Below are 16744 nucleotides of genomic sequence, written 5' to 3'. Positions count from 1 at the left end.
GGCGGAAGTAGAAGATCAGTTATCGAGTAGCAAGACCATCAATGATGTGCCGGGCTACAACGTCATATGCAAGAGATAGTTTGCTGATCTGGATCGAGATAAATCCAATCTATATGCTTACAATTCGTCGCCACTGCTGCCAAATCCCGGGCTGAAAAGACGCTTGTAGAGACGCTCTGCGTAGCTGTCCGTCATTCCAGCAATATAATCGCATACACGACGCTCCTTAGAGCTTTCTATACATCCATCTTGCCATGATGACTGTGGAATCAGGCTTTCAGGATCTGACTGTAGAGTTTCGAACAACCGCTTTACGACCATTTGACCACGTCGCTCAAGCTGCTGCACCTCAGCCTTCTTAATTATGAGTTCGTAAGCCAGTCCCTTAAGGGATTTCAATAGCTTTGTGTGATGATCGGGAAGAGTTGCGTTGAATCTGAGAAGTGGATGTGTGTATGAAACATCCTCTGAAAACTCCACACTACTGACAAACAGGTTTACAAGCCCAGAAATCATCTGCTTTCTTTGGAAGCTGTCGGCAAGAAGGCCATTCGCGACTAAATCGGCATTAAAACCATTTAAGGATTTACTATCAAGTTCGTTGAAAGCTATTGTAATTGCGTTTCGGACAGCAGTCTCGGTTGCCAAACCTCGAGCGACAATGTCCTCTATGTCATGAATGCCATAGGCAATGTCATCAGCAAGTTCGAGGATACTGCAGTCAAGGGTATGGTGAGCCTGTTTGCCGTTAGCTGATGCTATAAACTGCCGCCTATCATTGGATGAGAAGCCATCGAGAGCCCATGCGACAACATCTGCCTCATCCTCGTGAAAAGACTTCGGAGGTTTTTGATTAAAGGCGTCAAGGTCAAAGGTTTTGATTGAACGAGGATACTTCAATATCCCGAGAATCAAACGACGTGTTGGATACAGCCCTTTCCCTCGTTTATTATATTTTTCAAGTTTCGTTATAATGCGAAGGGTCTGACCATTTCCTTCGAACCCTCCGTGCCGCAACATGGCTTCATGCAGCGCTTGCTCCCCTTTGTGTCCAAACGGCGGATGACCAAGATCATGAGCGAGGCAAGCGGCTTCAATCAGATCCCGCTCAGGTAGCCACTTTTGGTCGTTTTCATGGAGAATCTCTTTCTTGGATTGTAATACTTGAAGTAGACCATAACCGATTTGGGACACTTCAATAGAATGAGTTAGGCGTGTGCGATGAAAATCACCTTCTCCGGTACCCATCACCTGCGTCTTGCCTTGTAGCCGCCTAAAAGCAGCTGAATGCATTATGCGTGCGCGGTCTCTCTGAAATGGTGAACGAGGGTCTCCTGAGCGTTGGGGCTGATTTCCATAAAGTTGCTCTTTAAAAAAGCTTAAATCAGAGGTCATGGGTATGTCCTGCTTCTAATGATCTAGGTCGATTTTAAGTCGAAGATTTATGCTTTCCCATGTCGGCCACAAGGAAGCTGCCATGCTACATCGTCGTCACGGAGGCACGAAGAGACTAAATTTATTATTTGGCTGGTGGGCCAATTCGACGGTTCAGATTCGAACAGATGATGTCCGCTGTGTGGAAAACCAGTTGGCGGTGTATATGTCTGACATGAGGCGAAATCCGACATTAGTGCTGGCTGACATCGACCCATTCTGCGCCAACAAGTTCCACCAGTTGCTCCGGCGTCAGACATACGGAACTGTTCCGGTCACCTGCCGCGGGCCAGACTTCGTCAAACGCACGCAGGGAGATGTCGCAAAACACCCTGATCGGCCGAGGCAACCAAAGGGACACACGCCACCTACGGGGTGGCTTGTCAGTTCCAGCACCTCGTCCGCAGGCAGCATGCGAGGCCGGTTGCCGAACGTATCCTTCGTCTTGCGGTTGTCCAACCGTCCTGTCCCGGCCATGACAACCAGGATCCGCTCATCCCCGACTTTCAGCGCCAGCGTCTTGGCAATCTGCCCTGCCTCCACACCCAGAGCCTGAGCGGCTTCCGCCACTGTCGCCGTACTGTCTGTCAGCACGACCGGTTCGATATCAGGTGCGTTCGCCTCGAAAAATGCCTGCACGGACTCCCGGCCCATCTCTTCCCCTCCACAATGCTGGAAAACTACTGGTGGTCCGGATGATGACACATCCTGCATTTCTCGGACACAATCACAGACCGGTTCACAACGGCGCCACCTGAAAACTGCCGACATCAATCATGAAACTACCGTCTACCTCGATCTCGAAATAGCGTTTTACCGGTTCCGGGGCAGTCTGCTGGAGGGAACGAATGGCCACAGTCTGCTCAATCGGGGTTTTCATACGTGCCACCGAGCTTGCGAAGTCCATACGCAGGCGATGGGTCTGAAAAGCCTTCAGAACGAAGCCCGCCTGCCCCAGACAGGCCGTCCATTCAGCAGATGAATAATCCCGTACATGCGAGATATCACGCAGCAGTTCCATCGACTGCAGTCAGCTATCCAGCAGGGCGGAAGATGGGGCCGTCACATCAATGAACAGAGCCATGCCTGCAGAAGTCAGGACATGTCGTGCCTCCCTCAGACCTGCCCGAGCATCCGACCAGTGGTGGGTGGTAAAGCGACAGAACACGGCGTCAAAAGTTCCAGCGTCAAATGGCAACTCCTCTGCCGGGGCCTGTACCGTCGTAACATTGTTCAAATTCTGCCGGGCCGCCTCGTGCGCCACGGCGTCCAGCATCGAAGCGGTGATATCGCAGGCAACCACCTCTTCGACATTGGGCGCCAGACGGTAGGTCACGTGCCCTCTCCCACACCCCAGGTCCAGAACGCGCCGCAGGCTTTTGCCCGCGACAAGACGTTCGATCCTGTCCAGATCGCTGCCCTGACTGTGTACTGCGCTGGCAACATAGTCCTGTGCCCGGTCGTCATAATGCCTTGCTGCGTGCTCGACGTGACGCCCTGTCTCCGCGGGACGTTGGATTGCATGTCCTGCCCGGACGGCGTCGGGCACGGGGGTTGCGGCGGGAAGAAGCCGCCCAGCTCTGTGGTATCAGCACGACGTGGTATACATGGCTGGAACAGGGTCGGAATGTCTCCTGTTCGGCGACGACACTGGCGCGTATTGCCACGGCTCTGCATCTGTCCCCTGCCGAAAAGCTCTATCTGTTCGAACTGGCTCAGTTGAAGGATCCCGATTCCTCACAGCCAGTCACCGCATCCAGTCTTCCCGAACCCGTCCGGACTTTCCCGGAGCAGGTAACCATGCCCTGTTATGTGCTGGATCCCCTGTGGAATGCCTGCGTCGCCAACAAAGCGGCCCGGCGTCTCTTTCTCGGATGGCTGGACAGTGAGGAACGCAACCTGCTGCGCTATGTCTTTCTCGACCGTGCAGCCCGAACCTTTCTGGATGACTGGGAAGGCAGTGCCCGACGGGTTCTTACCGAATTCCGGGCTGCCAGCATCCGTGGCGACACGCATCTGGTGGAAACACTCGTGCAGGAGCTTCGATCCCGAAGTCCGGATTTTGAACGGCTGTGGCATAATCAGAGTGTATTGCTAAGAGAAGGCGGCCCGTGCCGGTTTCGACATCCGACCGATGGCCCATTGGACTTTGACCAGACCACCCTTACCTTCACGACATGGCCGCACTACCAGCTGGTAACACTGAAGCCCCGATGAACACTTTCGAAATCCTGCTCCCACATTATGATTTTTCTGAACGTCACGCGATTGTCATTCGCGGTCAGGCATCTGATATTCTCGATGCCGTTGCGGCTTTCCGCGTACAGAATGATCCCCTTGTGCGTCAGATTATCCGTTTATCCGTCTGCGTGAACTTCCTGGCCGACTGATGAAGCGCCTGTCCGCCCCGCCACTGGATCTTGAAGACTTTACGCTTCTGGCGCGCACCGGACACGCACTTGCCTATGGTCTGGTCGGAGCATTCTGGCATGCCGATTATGGACTTCGCTCCATTCCTTCTCCTGACGCTTTCATGGCTGTACGGGAGGGAGATCTGTGCAAACTGGTTCTTGGCTTTACTGTCGCGCCCATTAGCGAAAGCAGGTGTCGCCTCATAACCGAAACACGTGTCCTCTGCCTCAGTGACAAGGCCAGACAACGCTTTACGCCGTACTGGTTTCTGATCCGCCCCGTCAGCGGGTTACTACGCCGCCGCATGCTCTGGAATATTCGTAGGGTTATTGAGCAGCAGTCATGAAGTCGTATCCGGACTGGATACGATCAGACCGTCACTCGCAGCGACCTGATCCATGAAGGCACACACTTGTGGCGGAAGTTCACCCGTTTCCAGGTCAGGCGAAAATACCGGAAGCGCGCTCACCTGATCAAATACTGAGATAGAAGATGTCGCTGGTGCCATGAACGACAGAGCGCGCAGCATCGCAGTATTTGTCGAGTTGTGTCGTGCGCTTCCTGAAAGAGTCAATATTTTCACGATAATGCTTTAATTACCATATTCATATAAACCCCTGGAGCTATGGCAGTCGATAGCACCTCATTCCGAGGTATGGACTATCTCAGCTGTCGGCATGACTTTTGCATAGGCGAATGCCAGTGCCGCCATATATGCAGAATGCACCTGATTTGCCGGAACGTTTGTTCCATTGAACTCCAGATCACGCGTGGCGACCGCGTCATGCACCACGGTCACGTCATATCCGAAGTCAACCGCAGCACGGACGGTCGCATCGATGCAGACATGGCTCATTGCACCCAGAATGGTCAGTTTCCGAATTTCCCGCTCATCCAGAAGTGTTTTAAGGTTCGTATCCCGAAATGCGTTCGGATGGTGCTTGAGAACCACCGGTTCCCCTTCCTTCGGCAGGACAAGCTCGTTGATCTGTGCGCCATATGAACCCGGTGCAAAAAACGGCGCGTTATCGGCCAGGAATTCATGACGGATATGGACAACCGCCATATCTTTTTCCCGAAAGTGGCTCAGGACGAGACGGCCGTTACCAGCAGCCTCTTCAATGCCCACCCGGAAAATAATCATTCTGCGGATTCACAATGATCAGGGCTTCATCTGTCATGTCTGTCGCCTTTTCTGCATGAGATGAGGATGGACACTCACGCCTGCTCCACCTCGACCGGCACCGGAACAGGCCGCTGACGCACGAAGGCCAATACATTGCCTGCCATGACAAGCAGGAGCCCGATCAGCATGACAGCCGTCCACTGCGTACCTTCGAAAACGCATGACACCGCAAGAGCCAGAACAGGAGAAAGGATCGTCGTATAGCCAGCCCTGTCCGCCCCGATCCGGTGCACCAAAGACAGATAGGTCAAAAACCCGATGACCGAGCCAAATACCGACAGATAGGCCAAACCGCCAAGCCAGGCTGCGGTAAGCGGAACAGCGAAGCTGTATCCGTGCGCGAGCGCTACGGCTCCCACGATGACTGTCCCAACTCCCATCGCGTAGAACACGGCATTGGGCAGATCCAGATCGAAGCGACCGATCCTGCGGGTAACCATATTGCCCAGTGAAAAGAACAGAGTGCCCGCCAGTGCCAACCCGACCCCGGTGAGACTTCCTGCGTGCAGCCCTCCTCCATGATCTCCGCCCAGCAGCAGCGCGACGCCCATTACGCCCAGAAGGCCGCCGCCGATAATCCGTGCGTCTGGCCGCTGGCGGAAGAACAGCCAGAGGTTCAGGGCGTTCAGAACGCTGGCCAGACTGAAGATCACCGAGACCATGCCGCTGGCCAGATAGGCGGCCGATCGATAGAGCACGAGATAATTGCCAGAGAACAGACAGATCCCCATGGCAATCAGCCATGGAACACAATCAGTTGCCGGCCTTCTCAACCGTCCAGACAGGCATAACCAGCCGCCGAGCAGAACGAGGGAAAGCGCGAAACGCCAGAAGATCGCGACCTCTACCGGCGCTGCCCCAAGCTGAAGATGCATGGCGAACCACGTCAGTCCCCAGACCACGACGACGGCGATAAACAGAAGAACATTGGTCATGATGGCAGTTCGGCCTTTTCTCCACACCTGCGCACAGGACCAGCCAGGTGCAGGGCACGCCTGACTGCACGCTTGAGGGGTCTATTGTCCCCTTCCGTCGCAATCCAGAGCGTTGCGCCTTCCAACTGAGCCAACGTATCAGCAGCAGTTGCTGCGGGGGACGCAATCTTTCCCGAACGCAGGATCCGGGTCATGACCTCCTGCACAGACTTGAAAAATACCCTGACGGCTTTCTGCGCCTCAGGTGTCGCAGATGTCACGCCATAAGCCAGATGCAGGCCGACGCAGCGACCATGGTTTTCCAGCGTCTGCGCGATGCGCCCGATCAGCGTCGTCCATGCGTTACGCCAGTTCCGGTCTGGATCCGGCAGACCTTCCAGCATTTCTTCAAGCGTTAGCGCCAGAACCTCGGACACCAGAGCTTCTTTCGACGGAAACCGCGTATAGAGGCTCTGTGGACGCAGCCCCACACGTCCGGCCAGATCGCGCATCGACGCACCTTCGTAACCATATTCACGAAACAGCTCGCGCGCTTCGATCACGATATCGCGCAGGGGGACCGGCTCTCGCATTTGTTCTTTGACTCACGAACACTCGTTCGTCAGCGTAGGTCCAGCACCCTCAAAGAGGCAATTCACAAATCAGTTGTGCTGAATAATAACAATGACGATACCCAGCTCTCACGCACAGGATCCCGACTGCCAACGACATGCACGCCTCAACCGGCGAGACGGATCATGAACCGTTCAGACGTCCAGGCAATGAGAAATGACGTAGCTGTAGACACTACGGTCCCATTTCGACAAATGGCGGCTCTCTTCGCTTTGGGAAGCTGTGCGCTTCTGAACGTCTATGCCACGCAGCCGATCCTGCCTGACATCGCCCTCCGGTTTGGTGTCAGCATAGGTACCAGCACCTGGACAATCAGCACCTCCACGCTGGGTGTGGCAGTTGCTGCCCCGCTGGCAGGCGCCATCTCCGATCGCTTCGGGCGTAAGCGTGTCATGGTGACGGCTCTCGTCGGACTCATCCTCACAACCGCCTCCTGCGCTCTGGCATGGAGTTTTGCCGCGCTGCTTTCCCTGCGGTTTGCACAAGGGTTGCTAGTGCCCTTCATCTTCACCTCAGCTCTCGCATACATCGCCGAGGAATGGTTCGGGCGCACGGCAACCACCATGAACGGTGTGTATGTAGCAGGCACAGCATTTGGTGGGTTTTGTGGGCGGTTTCTTGCTGGTACTGCTGCGTCCTTCACCGGCTGGCTCTCCACCTTTCTGGTTTTTGCGGTTCTTCTGATACCAGTGCTTACGCTTATAGTATGCTGTCTGCCCACGGAGCGTCGTTTCAAAGCCAGTGCGTCTCTTGGCAACAGTTTACGGAATGTCGCAAAGGGAGTGCAGGGCTGGTGGCTGCTCGCCACATGCTTTGTCGGAGCCAGCCTGCTGTTTCAGCAGGTCACATCCTTCACCTATCTGAGTCTGCGTCTGGCAGCGCCACCATTTGGTCTAACCGCAATCGAAGTCGGTGCCCTGTTTGTGGTCTTCCTTCTGCCCGTTACCGTCACCCCCTTCTTTGGGCGTCTTATCGGCACGATCGGGCGAACGCAGGCGTTTCTGCTCTCACAGATCGCCGGGATTGCCGGAATTGCCCTGACACTTTCCGTCCATCTGCCTGCTATCATAGTCGGGCTGGCTCTCTCCTGCATGGCTGTCTTCGCCGGACAATCCTGTGCCACCGGTTATACCGCCCGACATGCCAGAAGTGGTCGGTCTGCGGCAACAGGCCTCTATCTCACATGCTATTATCTGGGCGGCAGTATCGGGGCTGTTGCCCCTGCTACTCTCTATACCCGTCACGGCTGGCTCGGCTGTGCAGCCCTGATCTGTCTGGTGGCTCTGGCCAGCACAGCGCTTGCATGGCATGGAAAGAAACGCGTACCAACGCATAGAGGCAAAATCTGATTTATAACTCAGTAAAAATCAACAATCACCACTCCCATACGACAGTTTCCCAAACGTAATCGGCGTGTTCTTTTCGGATGTGGCCTATACCAGGGAATGAAAAATAAGGAACGTGGACGAGAGGAGCCTCAGCACTCGTAATTTTTTCAAGAAGTCTCATACGGGTGACTATGGCTTCCACGTGATCATTGTCGACACCTAGCACTACAGTTGCAGTTTATTTTCCGGGTCAGAAAAACGGAAAAGTTGCGGTTTTTCTCGCCGTAGACAGCCTGAAATTCGAGCCTTCTGGAAAGTATGGGAGCCATGAACAATTATCGAACAAAGCAAATTGCAACTGTAGTGCTAGACAGACCTTGCACCCAGCCTACTTTACATCAATTTTGTCAGAACACGTCCAAACGGACCGTCGTCAGTAGTCCTTGGAAGACAGCGCGAGTTTTTTAACGACAGTATCCCGCGCCTGGATAATCTCGCCGTCCGCATCCCGGACGACCAACTGTGCCAGAGGCTTCCCCTTTTTCCGGTCGACCAGTTCCGAATGTGGCTCCCCAGGTCGGTAGCAGAACGCCTCTCCCCACTGCCTCAAGGCGACGATGACCGGAAATAGCGCTTCTCCTTTTGGTGTCAGCACGTAGTCCTGCCAGGCACTCCCGTCAGATGCCGAGGTCATTGTAAGCACTCCCAGAGCAACAAGCTCCTGCAAACGACTGGCCAAAATCCCTTTGGATATTCCGAGGCTTTTCTGGAATTCTCCGAAACGCCTTACGCCGTCAAATGCATCGCGCACGATAAGCAGTGACCACCAGTCGCCAATGCCATCCAGCGACCTGGCCACCGGACATTCCGCATCGCTGAGGCTCACCCGCTTCACCATTCGACATCCTCACTTTTTCATATGGTTCTAAAATAGAACTGGACGATGCGAGATGCAATAGGTTCTATTATAGGACCATTAATGAGGTGCAATCAATGTCCTCTCCTCCTTCTGCCGACCACAACCGGCAGCGTCCGCTCACCGCTCCACTCATTCTTCTTCTGGCAACTGCCTGCGGCCTCAGCGTCGCAAATGTCTACTACGCTGCGCCCATGCTTGACGAGATCGCTCATGATCTGGATGTCCGCCCGACCCTCATCGGCAGTATAATCACCGCGACACAGGTCGGATACGGGCTTGGTCTGATCGGTATTGTGCCGTTGGGTGACCTGATGCCACCTGGGCGTCTTGTGCTCATTCAGGGGCTCACTGCCGCTGCTGCATTTGTTGCCGCCGCGCTGTCTCTCTCATGGAGATCCCTCCTTGGAAGCCTGTTTCTGGTCGGTCTTTCATCCGTCATCGTCCAGACGCTGGTGGCCTGCGTGGCCGACTGGGCCGCACCCGCCAAACGGGGACGGGTTATCGGGCAGGTCACCAGCGGCGTCGTGATCGGAATCCTCTGCGCTCGGATCATTGCAGGCCTGCTCACGGACACGATCGGCTGGCGGGCCGTCTATCTTGCGTCTGCCGTCCTGACAGCAGGCATGGCCGCAACGCTGGCACGCATCTTGCCTCCCGGAAAGCGAAATGACGTGCCACTTTCCTATCCGGCCCTGGTTTTCTCGACCCTGTCGCTTTACCGGACCAATTCCGTCCTGCGCCGCCGCGGTTTGCTTGCGTTTCTGATCTTTGCGATGTTCAACGTGCTCTGGGCGCCTCTTGTTCTTCCTCTCAGCGCGGCCCCGTTCTTGCTGTCGCACACCGAAGTCGGGCTGTTCGGACTTGCAGGCGTGGCTGGAGCACTGGGGGCCGGACGAGCCGGCATCTGGGCCGATCAGGGACGCGCCCGTCGGACGACCGTTCTGTCCTTTGTTCTTGCCCTGGCAGCATGGAGCCTGATGGCTGCCTTGCCCATCTCACTGTGGTTTCTGATCGCAGGCGTCGTCCTGCTGGATTTTGCCATTCAGGCGATCCATGTCACCAGTCAGAGCCTGATCTTTGCTTCGGGCACAGAAGCGCGCAGCCGTCTTGTCGGTGCCTATATGGTTTTCTATTCGCTTGGCAGCGCGTGCGGCGCCTTTTCGTCAACACTGGCCTATGCACATGGAGGCTGGACCAGCGTCTGCCTGCTCGGGACAGGACTTGGCCTCGCAGGACTAACGCTGGCGTGCCTCGAAAAACCGGAAATCGTATTATGAGGACAGATCAATCACGATCTTTCCAAAGTGCTTCGCGCTCTACAGAATAGTCATAGGCCTCGCCTGCCTGTTCGAAAGGAAAGACCCTGTCGATGACAGGATGGATGTCCTGCTGGGTCAGAAACGCATTCATTTCCCGAAAGTGGTCCCTGGAGCCCACGGTAATTCCGTCAATGCTGGCATTTGCGCTGCGGATACGATCGATATCCGGGCGCGGTCCAAAGCCGGTCAGCACGCCGATCTGGACAATGTGGCCACCGGTCCCGATCAATTTGACGAATCGGGGGTAGGTCTCCGGTCCGCCCAGTTCCAGGACATGGCTGACACCATCTCCATGGGTATCGTTAGCCTCCCGGATTTTGTGCTTCACGAGTATCTCAGGAGCAGACGCCTCGTTCCTGCGCTGTCCGACCATACCGAACATTCGGGGGGCTTCCGTTTTCTGTGGCCGTCCAGCCCCTATCTCTCACCGAAGCTCAGGGTGTTTGTTGAGTTCATGACGGCGAATTTGTTCCTGCCCAAATGACCTCGCTCTGGCGGTTCACGCACACGTGAAATCAGCCCAACCTACGCTGCGCTTTCACTCCCATTTGCATCCTATACGCATCCTGCGCAGTGCTTCGGACACAAAAAAAAGCCACCCGTGTGGGTGGCTTTTTTCTTGTCTTTTCAGACACGTATTCATGGTTGCGGGCACACGCAGCCCCCGATACCGACAATCATTGGTAATTGCTATCTAGGCCTCCAAAAACACCTTCAAATTTTCAGCGAGGATCTCTGCCCTCCTGACCTGGCACTCCCAGACGATCAAGTATTTCCATCCTAGCGCTTTAAGTTCTTCCTGATTTCTTTGATCGCGAGCTTGATTGGCAGAAAATTTCGCCTGCCAAAATTCTTCACGAGTCTTAGGTGTTGTGGTTCGGCGGCATCCCATGTGTCGATGCCAGAAGCACCCATGAACAAAGATAACCTTCTTTCGTGGCCGAAAAACGATATCTGGTCGACCAGGAAGTTCCTTTGCATGCAAACGGAATCGATAACCCAACGCATGCAAAAGTCTACGAACAATCATCTCCGGCTTGGTATCTCTAGGCCCGACGCGAGCCATAATAAATGAACGCTCCGGCGTGATCGGCGGATCATCAATCAAGGAGTTGCGCCATTAGCCTTTACATGCTCGACGAGTATCTCGCCGATATATTCTCCCAAAATTACTGGAACGGCATTTCCAATCATCCTTCCAAGCGTATTGAAATTTATGGGAGAACCTTCCGGCACGAAAGCATAGTCCTTCGGAAAGCTCTGAAGCACGGCCGCTTCTCGTAAGCTAATCGCGCGATCTTGCTGCGGATGACCGAACCTGCCATTGCCAAACCCATAGCATTGCGTTGTCATGGTCGGTGCAGGTTTATCCCACTCCATTCGTCCATATACTGATGGATAGGTGGCACCGGTGTCTCGTGCATGGCAGGCTGAAACGAGTTCTTTCGGCCAATCGCGCCACGTTCCTCCTGGTTTCGAGTTGCGTATACGAGCGAGATTCAGCTCACTAAGCGATGCCGACGCATGGAGTGGATCGTTCGGGTCTGATGCACCGGCCGAAAGCGGTGGTAAATCCGCAATGGCATCCTTTACGGTGACTTGAGGCTTTCCTGCTTCCAAAATCGTGATCGGTCCAAGCAAAGACGCTACGAGCACGAGGCGTTGGCGCCGTTGAGGCAACCCGATATTACGGCCATCCACCACCTGAAAGTCGATATCATAGCCCGCCTTACCCAGATCAGTGACGAAATCCTTGAAAATCTTCTGCTTACGAAGTGGCGGAACATTTTCCATTGTGACCAGCGTCGGGCGTACAGCAAGGACGAGCTTGGAAAAAGATGAAAGAAGCTCCCAATCTTCATGCGGTTCCTTACGCTTGGAAGATTGAGAATATGACGAAAACGGCTGGCACGGGGCACACCCTGCCAGCAATGTAAATGGAGAGTCCCCAAATGCTTTCTGAATATCGGATGGCATGAGTTGATCGACATCCGCCTCAAGAAATTTAGTAGCATTGTTAGCTTCCATCGGGAAACGACAAGCAGGATCGAGATCGACACCCAATTGGACCTTGATGCCCGCCCTGGTCAGCCCGTGCGTCAGCCCGCCGACACCGCAAAAGAGATCGACCGCTACGATTTGGTTTTCGGCGCTCATGCTGCCACCTCTTCGACCGTCAGATACCCCTTACTACTCAGGAACTTTTCATACGACTTCGTTACTGCCGTAAGGAATGGCAGAACCCGGTTGGCCAACCCGGCAAGATCATCCAGAGTCAGATCGTGCGCGCCCTCCTCAAAGGTGGACTGCCCATGCGCTATGTCGTTCCTTCGACGCGCTAAATACTTCAAAGCTGTCGTCTCATCTCGATATACGCGTTCGTATGCCGCACGCTTGACTTCGTCCGTCAACACGAGTGGACAGCCCAAGCGTTTTGCAATCTTTTTGATCGCTTCGTCATCCCAACTGCCTGGCTCACCTTTCACGACGAAAGCGTCCGGAGAACCACCAGCAGCCAACACGCCGCTCACCTGCGTCAACCGTGCCAAAGCCCCTTCACCGACACGATCGTCACCGTTCCATATCGCAGCGCGTACCCATTCCTTCAACACTGATTCGGTCCATCGCTTCGGCTGCTCCATGACAACCGTCCTGCCAACGACGGTCAGAGTTCGCGTGGCTACAGCTTCCACAATGTTATACAGATGAATCAACAGTCCCGATTTCAATGTATTGACGTGTCTCACCTCAATCTGGATAGAATCCGCGCTTACAACTTCATTAACACGCGCTTCCAGCATGCGCGCCACTGAAAGATGACGCGCAAACTCTGACTCTCGCTCCACAAGATAGGCTAAAACGTCTCTCATTTCTTCAACAACCAATCTCGAACCAATTTTATTCTTCCAAGAAGTCTACTTTTTACATTTGCAGCATCAGATTTTGTCGCAAGAGCAAAATCCTCGGACTCCAGAAGCGGGGTGAGATTCGGCGCACGCTCGAAAAGGGTTGGATCAGATCGCAGAGCAAGGGCAGAACCGATCGCGATTGCTTCGAATCTAACGCGTGGAACCTGATTGCCGGTTTGCGACTTCGTAAACCCATGCGGAGAGACCTTTTCCACGAAAGCAAGAACCTTCTCGAACTCACCTCTCATCACACCGATCGTTGGAGATGCGCCGGCGTGTTCAAGTTCGGAAGCAATTCGCTCATTCTCATCTTTAACAAACGAAAAATAAAACCGACGAGGCTCCTCCTTGTATTTGGGAATATCGCCATCACCATTATCTAACGTTGGGTCAAAACTATTTAGGTACGCAAAAAAACGCGTCACAAGTTCTTCACGCTCACGTTTGTCGATAAGGGGCTGACTGATCGGCGTCAATTTGACGAACTTCGGATCAGCCGCAAGCTGGATGACCAAATCCATGAATGGACCAGGAAGACTACCCCGCCGAACTTCCGCATCGTTCGCTGTAGTGCCGCCCGTGTTGATACGAGCAAACATTTCGGTTCTCGTCACCGCATCTGTAGCATTGTCTAGAATAATTACACGGATTGCAGTTTCCGCGAACTTTAGTTGCCGCGACACCGGGAAATCCATGTAGCGCAAACCATTTGCCGCCGGAAGCGTTTCCAAGTCCCGCAAAGTAAATTTGTTCGCCATAAAATCTCTGATGGTACGCAAACGCTGTGACCCATCAACGATTTCCATACGCCCGTCTTTGTCTTGCCAAAAAAAGACAAACGGAATCGGCAACCCCATAAAAACAGATTCGATAAACTTTGACTGTTTGGCAGGCGTCCACACTAACTCGCGTTGATATCCAGGAACATAATAACGATCCGTAGTCAATTTTTGAACAATAAATTCAAAAGAATACTCCGTAATCGTGAATTTCACTGCACGCGAATATTCCGTGATCTGCTTCTCCGCCTCGTCAACGTGAGCCGCATCCGGAAGCTTGCGTCTGGTTTTTTTCATCGTCTTCTCTCAATACCTTTTCTTCTTAGACCACAAACATCTCCTGATTGATATTTTGGTTTTTGCCCTTTCAAGCGCATGCCATCGTGCCATTGTCGAATGTTGGTGAGCCGGAGTGGATACACGGTGCTGTATGAGAGCGTGTCCAAATGAGCACACAGCATGCTACAGTCATAAAGCGATGAGCCGATCATTCGCTCAACTCCAGAGCACCTTGCGGATTTCCCGCAGACCTCCTTCGCTTCAATGCCCCACGCGGCTTCTTTCTCTCGAGATCAACGCGCGCGAAGATGGGATCGAAGTCAATATTCCGACTCGACATCTCAGCAAGAAGGCTTATAATGATTGCTAAGTGCCCGGGTACTCCGCCTTGCTTCTTGTTATTCGAGATCGAGTTAGGCTTCATACCCATAAGATCCGCGAAGCGCCGGACAGTCAGTCCCGCTTTGTTAAGTTCCGTGACGAAGTCCTCATAGGTCATTGCGGTGCTCACTCATAATTTAATGAGTTTGGCACATAAAATCATGTGCCCGCAAGACTCTATCTTACCGGACAGAGATAGCCTTGCCTTGGCGAAACCCCGATCCGTGGCGATGAAGCGCGCCAGCATGGGCACAATGAGACGCACGGGATCGGCGGGTGCCTTCCCAGTTTCGCGATCCAATATCTCGGCATTAGGCGACAAGATCACGGTGAAGCGCGGCCGGTAGCTCCAACGCGACCTTCACGGGCTTGTCATCCTCAATCGGACCGAGCTTCAGCTTCGTCATGGGCGGGATTCCTTCTCTTTCCAAGACTTGAGGACGAGGTCGCGATTCAGAATAAGCGTGAACGGCAGACCGGGCCGGTCGGTCAGTGTCGGCTGGACATTCAGGCTCCGGTCGATCAGCCTGTTGCCGACCATGGAAAAGCCGTTGCTCGCCCCGCTGCGGATGGCCTGCATCAGGTTGTTCTCGTTCCATGACGTGCCGGCTTCGGAGCCTACGCTGAGCAGGGTCGTGACCAGGGCCGCCTTGAATAGTTGCTCCCAATGATTGTTGACCTCATCGGACAGGCCAGACTGGCCGATGGCGTCGCCGCCGGGCAGCTTTTCCAGGACGAGGCTTTCGCCGTTCGGATAGATCAGCCGCGTCCAGATGAGCTGGGTGCGCTGCTGCCCGAAGGAAATGCCGCTGTTATAGGCTCCGAACAGCGTGCTGCCCTGCGGGATCAGCAGATAACGGCCGGTCGGGCTGTCATAGACGTTCTGGGTCACATGACCCACGATCTGGCCGGGCAGATCGGAACTGATCTTCGTATTCAATGCTCCGGCGACGACGGTCCCGGCCTCCAGGAGATAGGGCGAAGCAGGAGGCGTGATCCGATCGGGGCTGATCGTCGTACGGTCGGGCTGACCCGCCAGAAAAGCGCGATTTCCGGCCTGCTGGTCCGTGGCGGTCGGCGATGCCCGTGTTCCGGCCACTGCTTGCCCCGGCATTGTCTGCGCGGTCTGGCCATCATGCGCCTCGACCTGAGCAAAAAGTTTACTGGTGCGGGCCGCGTCGATCTCCTGATCGCCCCGACGATCTCCAATGCCGGAAACCGGCCCCGCACGGCCCTCCTTCTGGGCGTCGAGGATCGGCTTGCCGAGATCGCCCGGCAAGGGCGGCCCCAGTTTCGGAACGGCACTGTAATCGCTGGGCAGTGCGGCCAGCCCGTCAGCCGACGGACGTGTGTCCGTATCCTGCGCCGCCTGGACCGCCCCTTTCTGTGTGCTGTTTTGCAGTGCGTATCCGAGGGCAAGGCCGATCGCGAGCATCCCCGCACCACCAAGCGTCCAGATGACGGGACGCGAGAGCCGGACCACCGGCGGGCGCTGGGCGCGCAGCTGCAAATCGGGAGGAGAAGGCGGGGATGATGGTCCCGATCCGCTTCCGTTGCCGGACACGTCCCCACCCCCATTCTGACGATCCTGCGTGTCGGTCATGACTTCCTGCCATCGGCGCGTACGATACGCACCCGCTGCTCGGAAGGCTTGTCTCCCAGCCGGAGTTCGGCAGCGGCAAACAGGCGATCGACGATCATCCAGTTCTGTCGCCCCGGTAATTGACCAGTTCCGGTCCACCATCCGCTCCCAGCACGAAGAGCGGCGGCAGTTCCCCCTGCCTGATCCGCGACGGAAAGGCGATATAGACCTTGTGACCGTCATCGAACGCCCGACTTGGCAGCCAGGGCGGCGTGCCCCCTTTCACCGGCTGGATGGCGTAACGGAAATTCAGAGCATTCAGGTCTAACCCCGCATCCACGGGGGCAGCATCATCGGCGGCGCTATCCTGTCGATGCAGGGCGATCAGATCATCCTCGGGGTAATCCCACGACACCGACGCCATATAGGTAGCCGGTGTGGAGCGTAGTTCCGCCAGATAGGTCCGCCGGTCCGTGTTGACGATCAGGTTGGTGGTGAGGTCCGGGCGCGTTGGCTTGACCAGGATATGAATCCGCTTCGTGGCCTCCGCCCCGCTCTCAGTATCGCTGATGATCCAGCGCACGGTGTCACCGGCGGCAACCGGCCCGGTGCCGACCAGCTTTTCACCCTGCTGGAGCATGATGTCAGTGATCTCGCCCGGCGAGGCAT

17 protein-coding genes and 4 pseudogenes are annotated in these 16744 nt (G+C 55.0%); 5 read left to right on the top strand and 16 right to left on the bottom strand.

The features are described from left to right. Positions 1–117: 117 nt before the first annotated feature. From ABF824_RS11940 to ABF824_RS11930, 3 genes and pseudogenes are all read right to left on the bottom strand, one after another. Positions 118–1395, bottom strand: coding sequence for an anti-phage deoxyguanosine triphosphatase (locus ABF824_RS11940; protein WP_415489268.1), 1278 nt, complete (start codon positions 1393–1395; stop codon positions 118–120). Between the two features lie 232 nt (positions 1396–1627). Continuing rightward, positions 1628–2088 (bottom strand): annotated as a pseudogene (locus tag ABF824_RS11935) (YbaK/EbsC family protein). 85 nt (positions 2089–2173) lie between these two features. Continuing rightward, positions 2174–2953, bottom strand: a pseudogene (locus tag ABF824_RS11930) (class I SAM-dependent methyltransferase). Between ABF824_RS11930 and ABF824_RS11925 the strand changes: the two are divergent. Genes ABF824_RS11925 through ABF824_RS11915 form a run of 3 tightly spaced genes read left to right on the top strand, consistent with a single transcriptional unit; the run spans position 2866 to position 4192 of the window. Continuing rightward, positions 2866–3651: a helix-turn-helix transcriptional regulator gene (locus ABF824_RS11925; RefSeq protein WP_415489269.1), complete on the top strand. Its 786-nt coding sequence runs from the start codon at positions 2866–2868 to the stop codon at positions 3649–3651. The pseudogene ABF824_RS11930 and the gene ABF824_RS11925 overlap by 88 nt on opposite strands. Then, a complete protein-coding gene (locus tag ABF824_RS11920) occupies positions 3648–3824 on the top strand; it encodes a hypothetical protein (RefSeq protein WP_415489267.1) in 177 nt (58 codons plus the stop codon). The genes ABF824_RS11925 and ABF824_RS11920 overlap by 4 nt, the downstream gene beginning before the upstream one ends. Next, the gene (locus ABF824_RS11915) at positions 3824–4192 is read left to right on the top strand and encodes a hypothetical protein (protein ID WP_415489266.1); all 369 of its coding nucleotides are present in this window, start codon (positions 3824–3826) and stop codon (positions 4190–4192) included. Before ABF824_RS11920 ends, ABF824_RS11915 begins: the two co-directional genes overlap by 1 nt. Here the strand turns inward: ABF824_RS11915 and ABF824_RS11910 are convergent. From ABF824_RS11910 to ABF824_RS11895, 4 genes are all read right to left on the bottom strand, one after another. Beyond that, positions 4187–4429 (bottom strand): NADPH-dependent FMN reductase, encoded by a 243-nt coding sequence (locus ABF824_RS11910; RefSeq protein WP_415489265.1) that lies wholly within the window; start codon positions 4427–4429, stop codon positions 4187–4189. The two genes, ABF824_RS11915 and ABF824_RS11910, sit on opposite strands and share 6 nt — an antisense overlap. Positions 4430–4489: 60 nt before the next feature. Then, the gene (locus tag ABF824_RS11905) at positions 4490–4990 is read right to left on the bottom strand and encodes a cysteine hydrolase family protein (protein WP_415489264.1); all 501 of its coding nucleotides are present in this window, start codon (positions 4988–4990) and stop codon (positions 4490–4492) included. 74 nt (positions 4991–5064) lie between these two features. Then, on the bottom strand, positions 5065–5967 hold the full coding sequence (locus tag ABF824_RS11900) for a DMT family transporter (protein WP_415489263.1): 903 nt from the start codon (positions 5965–5967) through the stop codon (positions 5065–5067). Continuing rightward, on the bottom strand, positions 5964–6539 hold the full coding sequence (locus ABF824_RS11895) for a TetR/AcrR family transcriptional regulator (RefSeq protein ID WP_415489262.1): 576 nt from the start codon (positions 6537–6539) through the stop codon (positions 5964–5966). Before ABF824_RS11895 ends, ABF824_RS11900 begins: the two co-directional genes overlap by 4 nt. A gap of 234 nt (positions 6540–6773) precedes the next feature. Here ABF824_RS11895 and ABF824_RS11890 point away from each other — a divergent pair, with 234 nt between their 5' ends. Further along, on the top strand, positions 6774–7928 hold the full coding sequence (locus ABF824_RS11890) for an MFS transporter (protein WP_415489261.1): 1155 nt from the start codon (positions 6774–6776) through the stop codon (positions 7926–7928). A gap of 412 nt (positions 7929–8340) precedes the next feature. On the opposite strand, the gene ABF824_RS11885 is transcribed toward ABF824_RS11890, so the two are convergent. After that, positions 8341–8805, bottom strand: coding sequence for a winged helix-turn-helix transcriptional regulator (locus ABF824_RS11885; RefSeq protein ID WP_415489260.1), 465 nt, complete (start codon positions 8803–8805; stop codon positions 8341–8343). Between the two features lie 95 nt (positions 8806–8900). On the opposite strand from ABF824_RS11885, the gene ABF824_RS11880 reads away from it, so the two are divergent. Next, entirely contained in the window at positions 8901–10103 is a 1203-nt protein-coding gene (locus ABF824_RS11880) for an MFS transporter (protein WP_415489259.1), read from the top strand. Positions 10104–10110: 7 nt separating this feature from the next. On the opposite strand, the gene ABF824_RS11875 is transcribed toward ABF824_RS11880, so the two are convergent. The 8 genes and pseudogenes from ABF824_RS11875 to trbG form a co-directional block, all read right to left on the bottom strand. Further along, a complete protein-coding gene (locus tag ABF824_RS11875; RefSeq protein WP_415489258.1) occupies positions 10111–10473 on the bottom strand; it encodes a zinc-binding dehydrogenase in 363 nt (120 codons plus the stop codon). Between the two features lie 366 nt (positions 10474–10839). Further along, a complete protein-coding gene (locus tag ABF824_RS11870; RefSeq protein WP_415489257.1) occupies positions 10840–11253 on the bottom strand; it encodes a very short patch repair endonuclease in 414 nt (137 codons plus the stop codon). Further along, entirely contained in the window at positions 11250–12302 is a 1053-nt protein-coding gene (locus ABF824_RS11865) for a DNA cytosine methyltransferase (RefSeq protein ID WP_415489256.1), read from the bottom strand. The genes ABF824_RS11870 and ABF824_RS11865 overlap by 4 nt, the downstream gene beginning before the upstream one ends. Next, the gene (locus tag ABF824_RS11860) at positions 12299–13030 is read right to left on the bottom strand and encodes an MAE_28990/MAE_18760 family HEPN-like nuclease (RefSeq protein ID WP_415489255.1); all 732 of its coding nucleotides are present in this window, start codon (positions 13028–13030) and stop codon (positions 12299–12301) included. Before ABF824_RS11860 ends, ABF824_RS11865 begins: the two co-directional genes overlap by 4 nt. Further along, complete coding sequence (locus tag ABF824_RS11855) at positions 13012–14130, bottom strand: DUF262 domain-containing protein (protein ID WP_415489254.1); 1119 nt, start codon at positions 14128–14130, stop codon at positions 13012–13014. Before ABF824_RS11855 ends, ABF824_RS11860 begins: the two co-directional genes overlap by 19 nt. A gap of 493 nt (positions 14131–14623) precedes the next feature. Further along, positions 14624–14900, bottom strand: a pseudogene (locus tag ABF824_RS11850) (DUF2274 domain-containing protein). After that, positions 14897–16096 carry a TrbI/VirB10 family protein gene (locus ABF824_RS11845; protein WP_415489253.1) on the bottom strand — a complete coding sequence of 400 codons (1200 nt, stop codon included), beginning with the start codon at positions 16094–16096 and terminating at the stop codon, positions 14897–14899. Before ABF824_RS11845 ends, ABF824_RS11850 begins: the two are co-directional and overlap by 4 nt. Further along, a pseudogene (gene trbG, locus ABF824_RS11840) lies at positions 16093–16744 on the bottom strand (P-type conjugative transfer protein TrbG); the annotation flags it as partial. The gene ABF824_RS11845 and the pseudogene trbG, both read right to left, overlap by 4 nt.

Source organism: Acetobacter sp. (assembly GCF_047721705.1).
Classification (GTDB): domain Bacteria; phylum Pseudomonadota; class Alphaproteobacteria; order Acetobacterales; family Acetobacteraceae; genus Acetobacter.
Note: the sequence above shows the minus strand (reverse complement) of the source record. Positions and strands in the feature narration are given on the sequence as shown.

Bases quoted from the DNA above. Each gene is read 5' to 3' on its own strand.
- ABF824_RS11940 (WP_415489268.1), bottom strand. From the start codon at position 1,395: ATGACCTCTGATTTAAGCTTTTTTAAAGAGCAACTTTATGGAAATCAG.
- ABF824_RS11920 (WP_415489267.1), top strand. From the start codon at position 3,648: ATGAACACTTTCGAAATCCTGCTCCCACATTATGATTTTTCTGAACGT.
- ABF824_RS11915 (WP_415489266.1), top strand. From the start codon at position 3,824: ATGAAGCGCCTGTCCGCCCCGCCACTGGATCTTGAAGACTTTACGCTT.
- ABF824_RS11905 (WP_415489264.1), bottom strand. From the start codon at position 4,990: ATGATTATTTTCCGGGTGGGCATTGAAGAGGCTGCTGGTAACGGCCGT.
- ABF824_RS11900 (WP_415489263.1), bottom strand. From the start codon at position 5,967: ATGACCAATGTTCTTCTGTTTATCGCCGTCGTCGTGGTCTGGGGACTG.
- ABF824_RS11895 (WP_415489262.1), bottom strand. From the start codon at position 6,539: ATGCGAGAGCCGGTCCCCCTGCGCGATATCGTGATCGAAGCGCGCGAG.
- ABF824_RS11890 (WP_415489261.1), top strand. From the start codon at position 6,774: ATGGCGGCTCTCTTCGCTTTGGGAAGCTGTGCGCTTCTGAACGTCTAT.
- ABF824_RS11885 (WP_415489260.1), bottom strand. From the start codon at position 8,805: ATGGTGAAGCGGGTGAGCCTCAGCGATGCGGAATGTCCGGTGGCCAGG.
- ABF824_RS11880 (WP_415489259.1), top strand. From the start codon at position 8,901: ATGTCCTCTCCTCCTTCTGCCGACCACAACCGGCAGCGTCCGCTCACC.
- ABF824_RS11865 (WP_415489256.1), bottom strand. From the start codon at position 12,302: ATGAGCGCCGAAAACCAAATCGTAGCGGTCGATCTCTTTTGCGGTGTC.
- ABF824_RS11855 (WP_415489254.1), bottom strand. From the start codon at position 14,130: ATGAAAAAAACCAGACGCAAGCTTCCGGATGCGGCTCACGTTGACGAG.
- ABF824_RS11845 (WP_415489253.1), bottom strand. From the start codon at position 16,096: ATGACCGACACGCAGGATCGTCAGAATGGGGGTGGGGACGTGTCCGGC.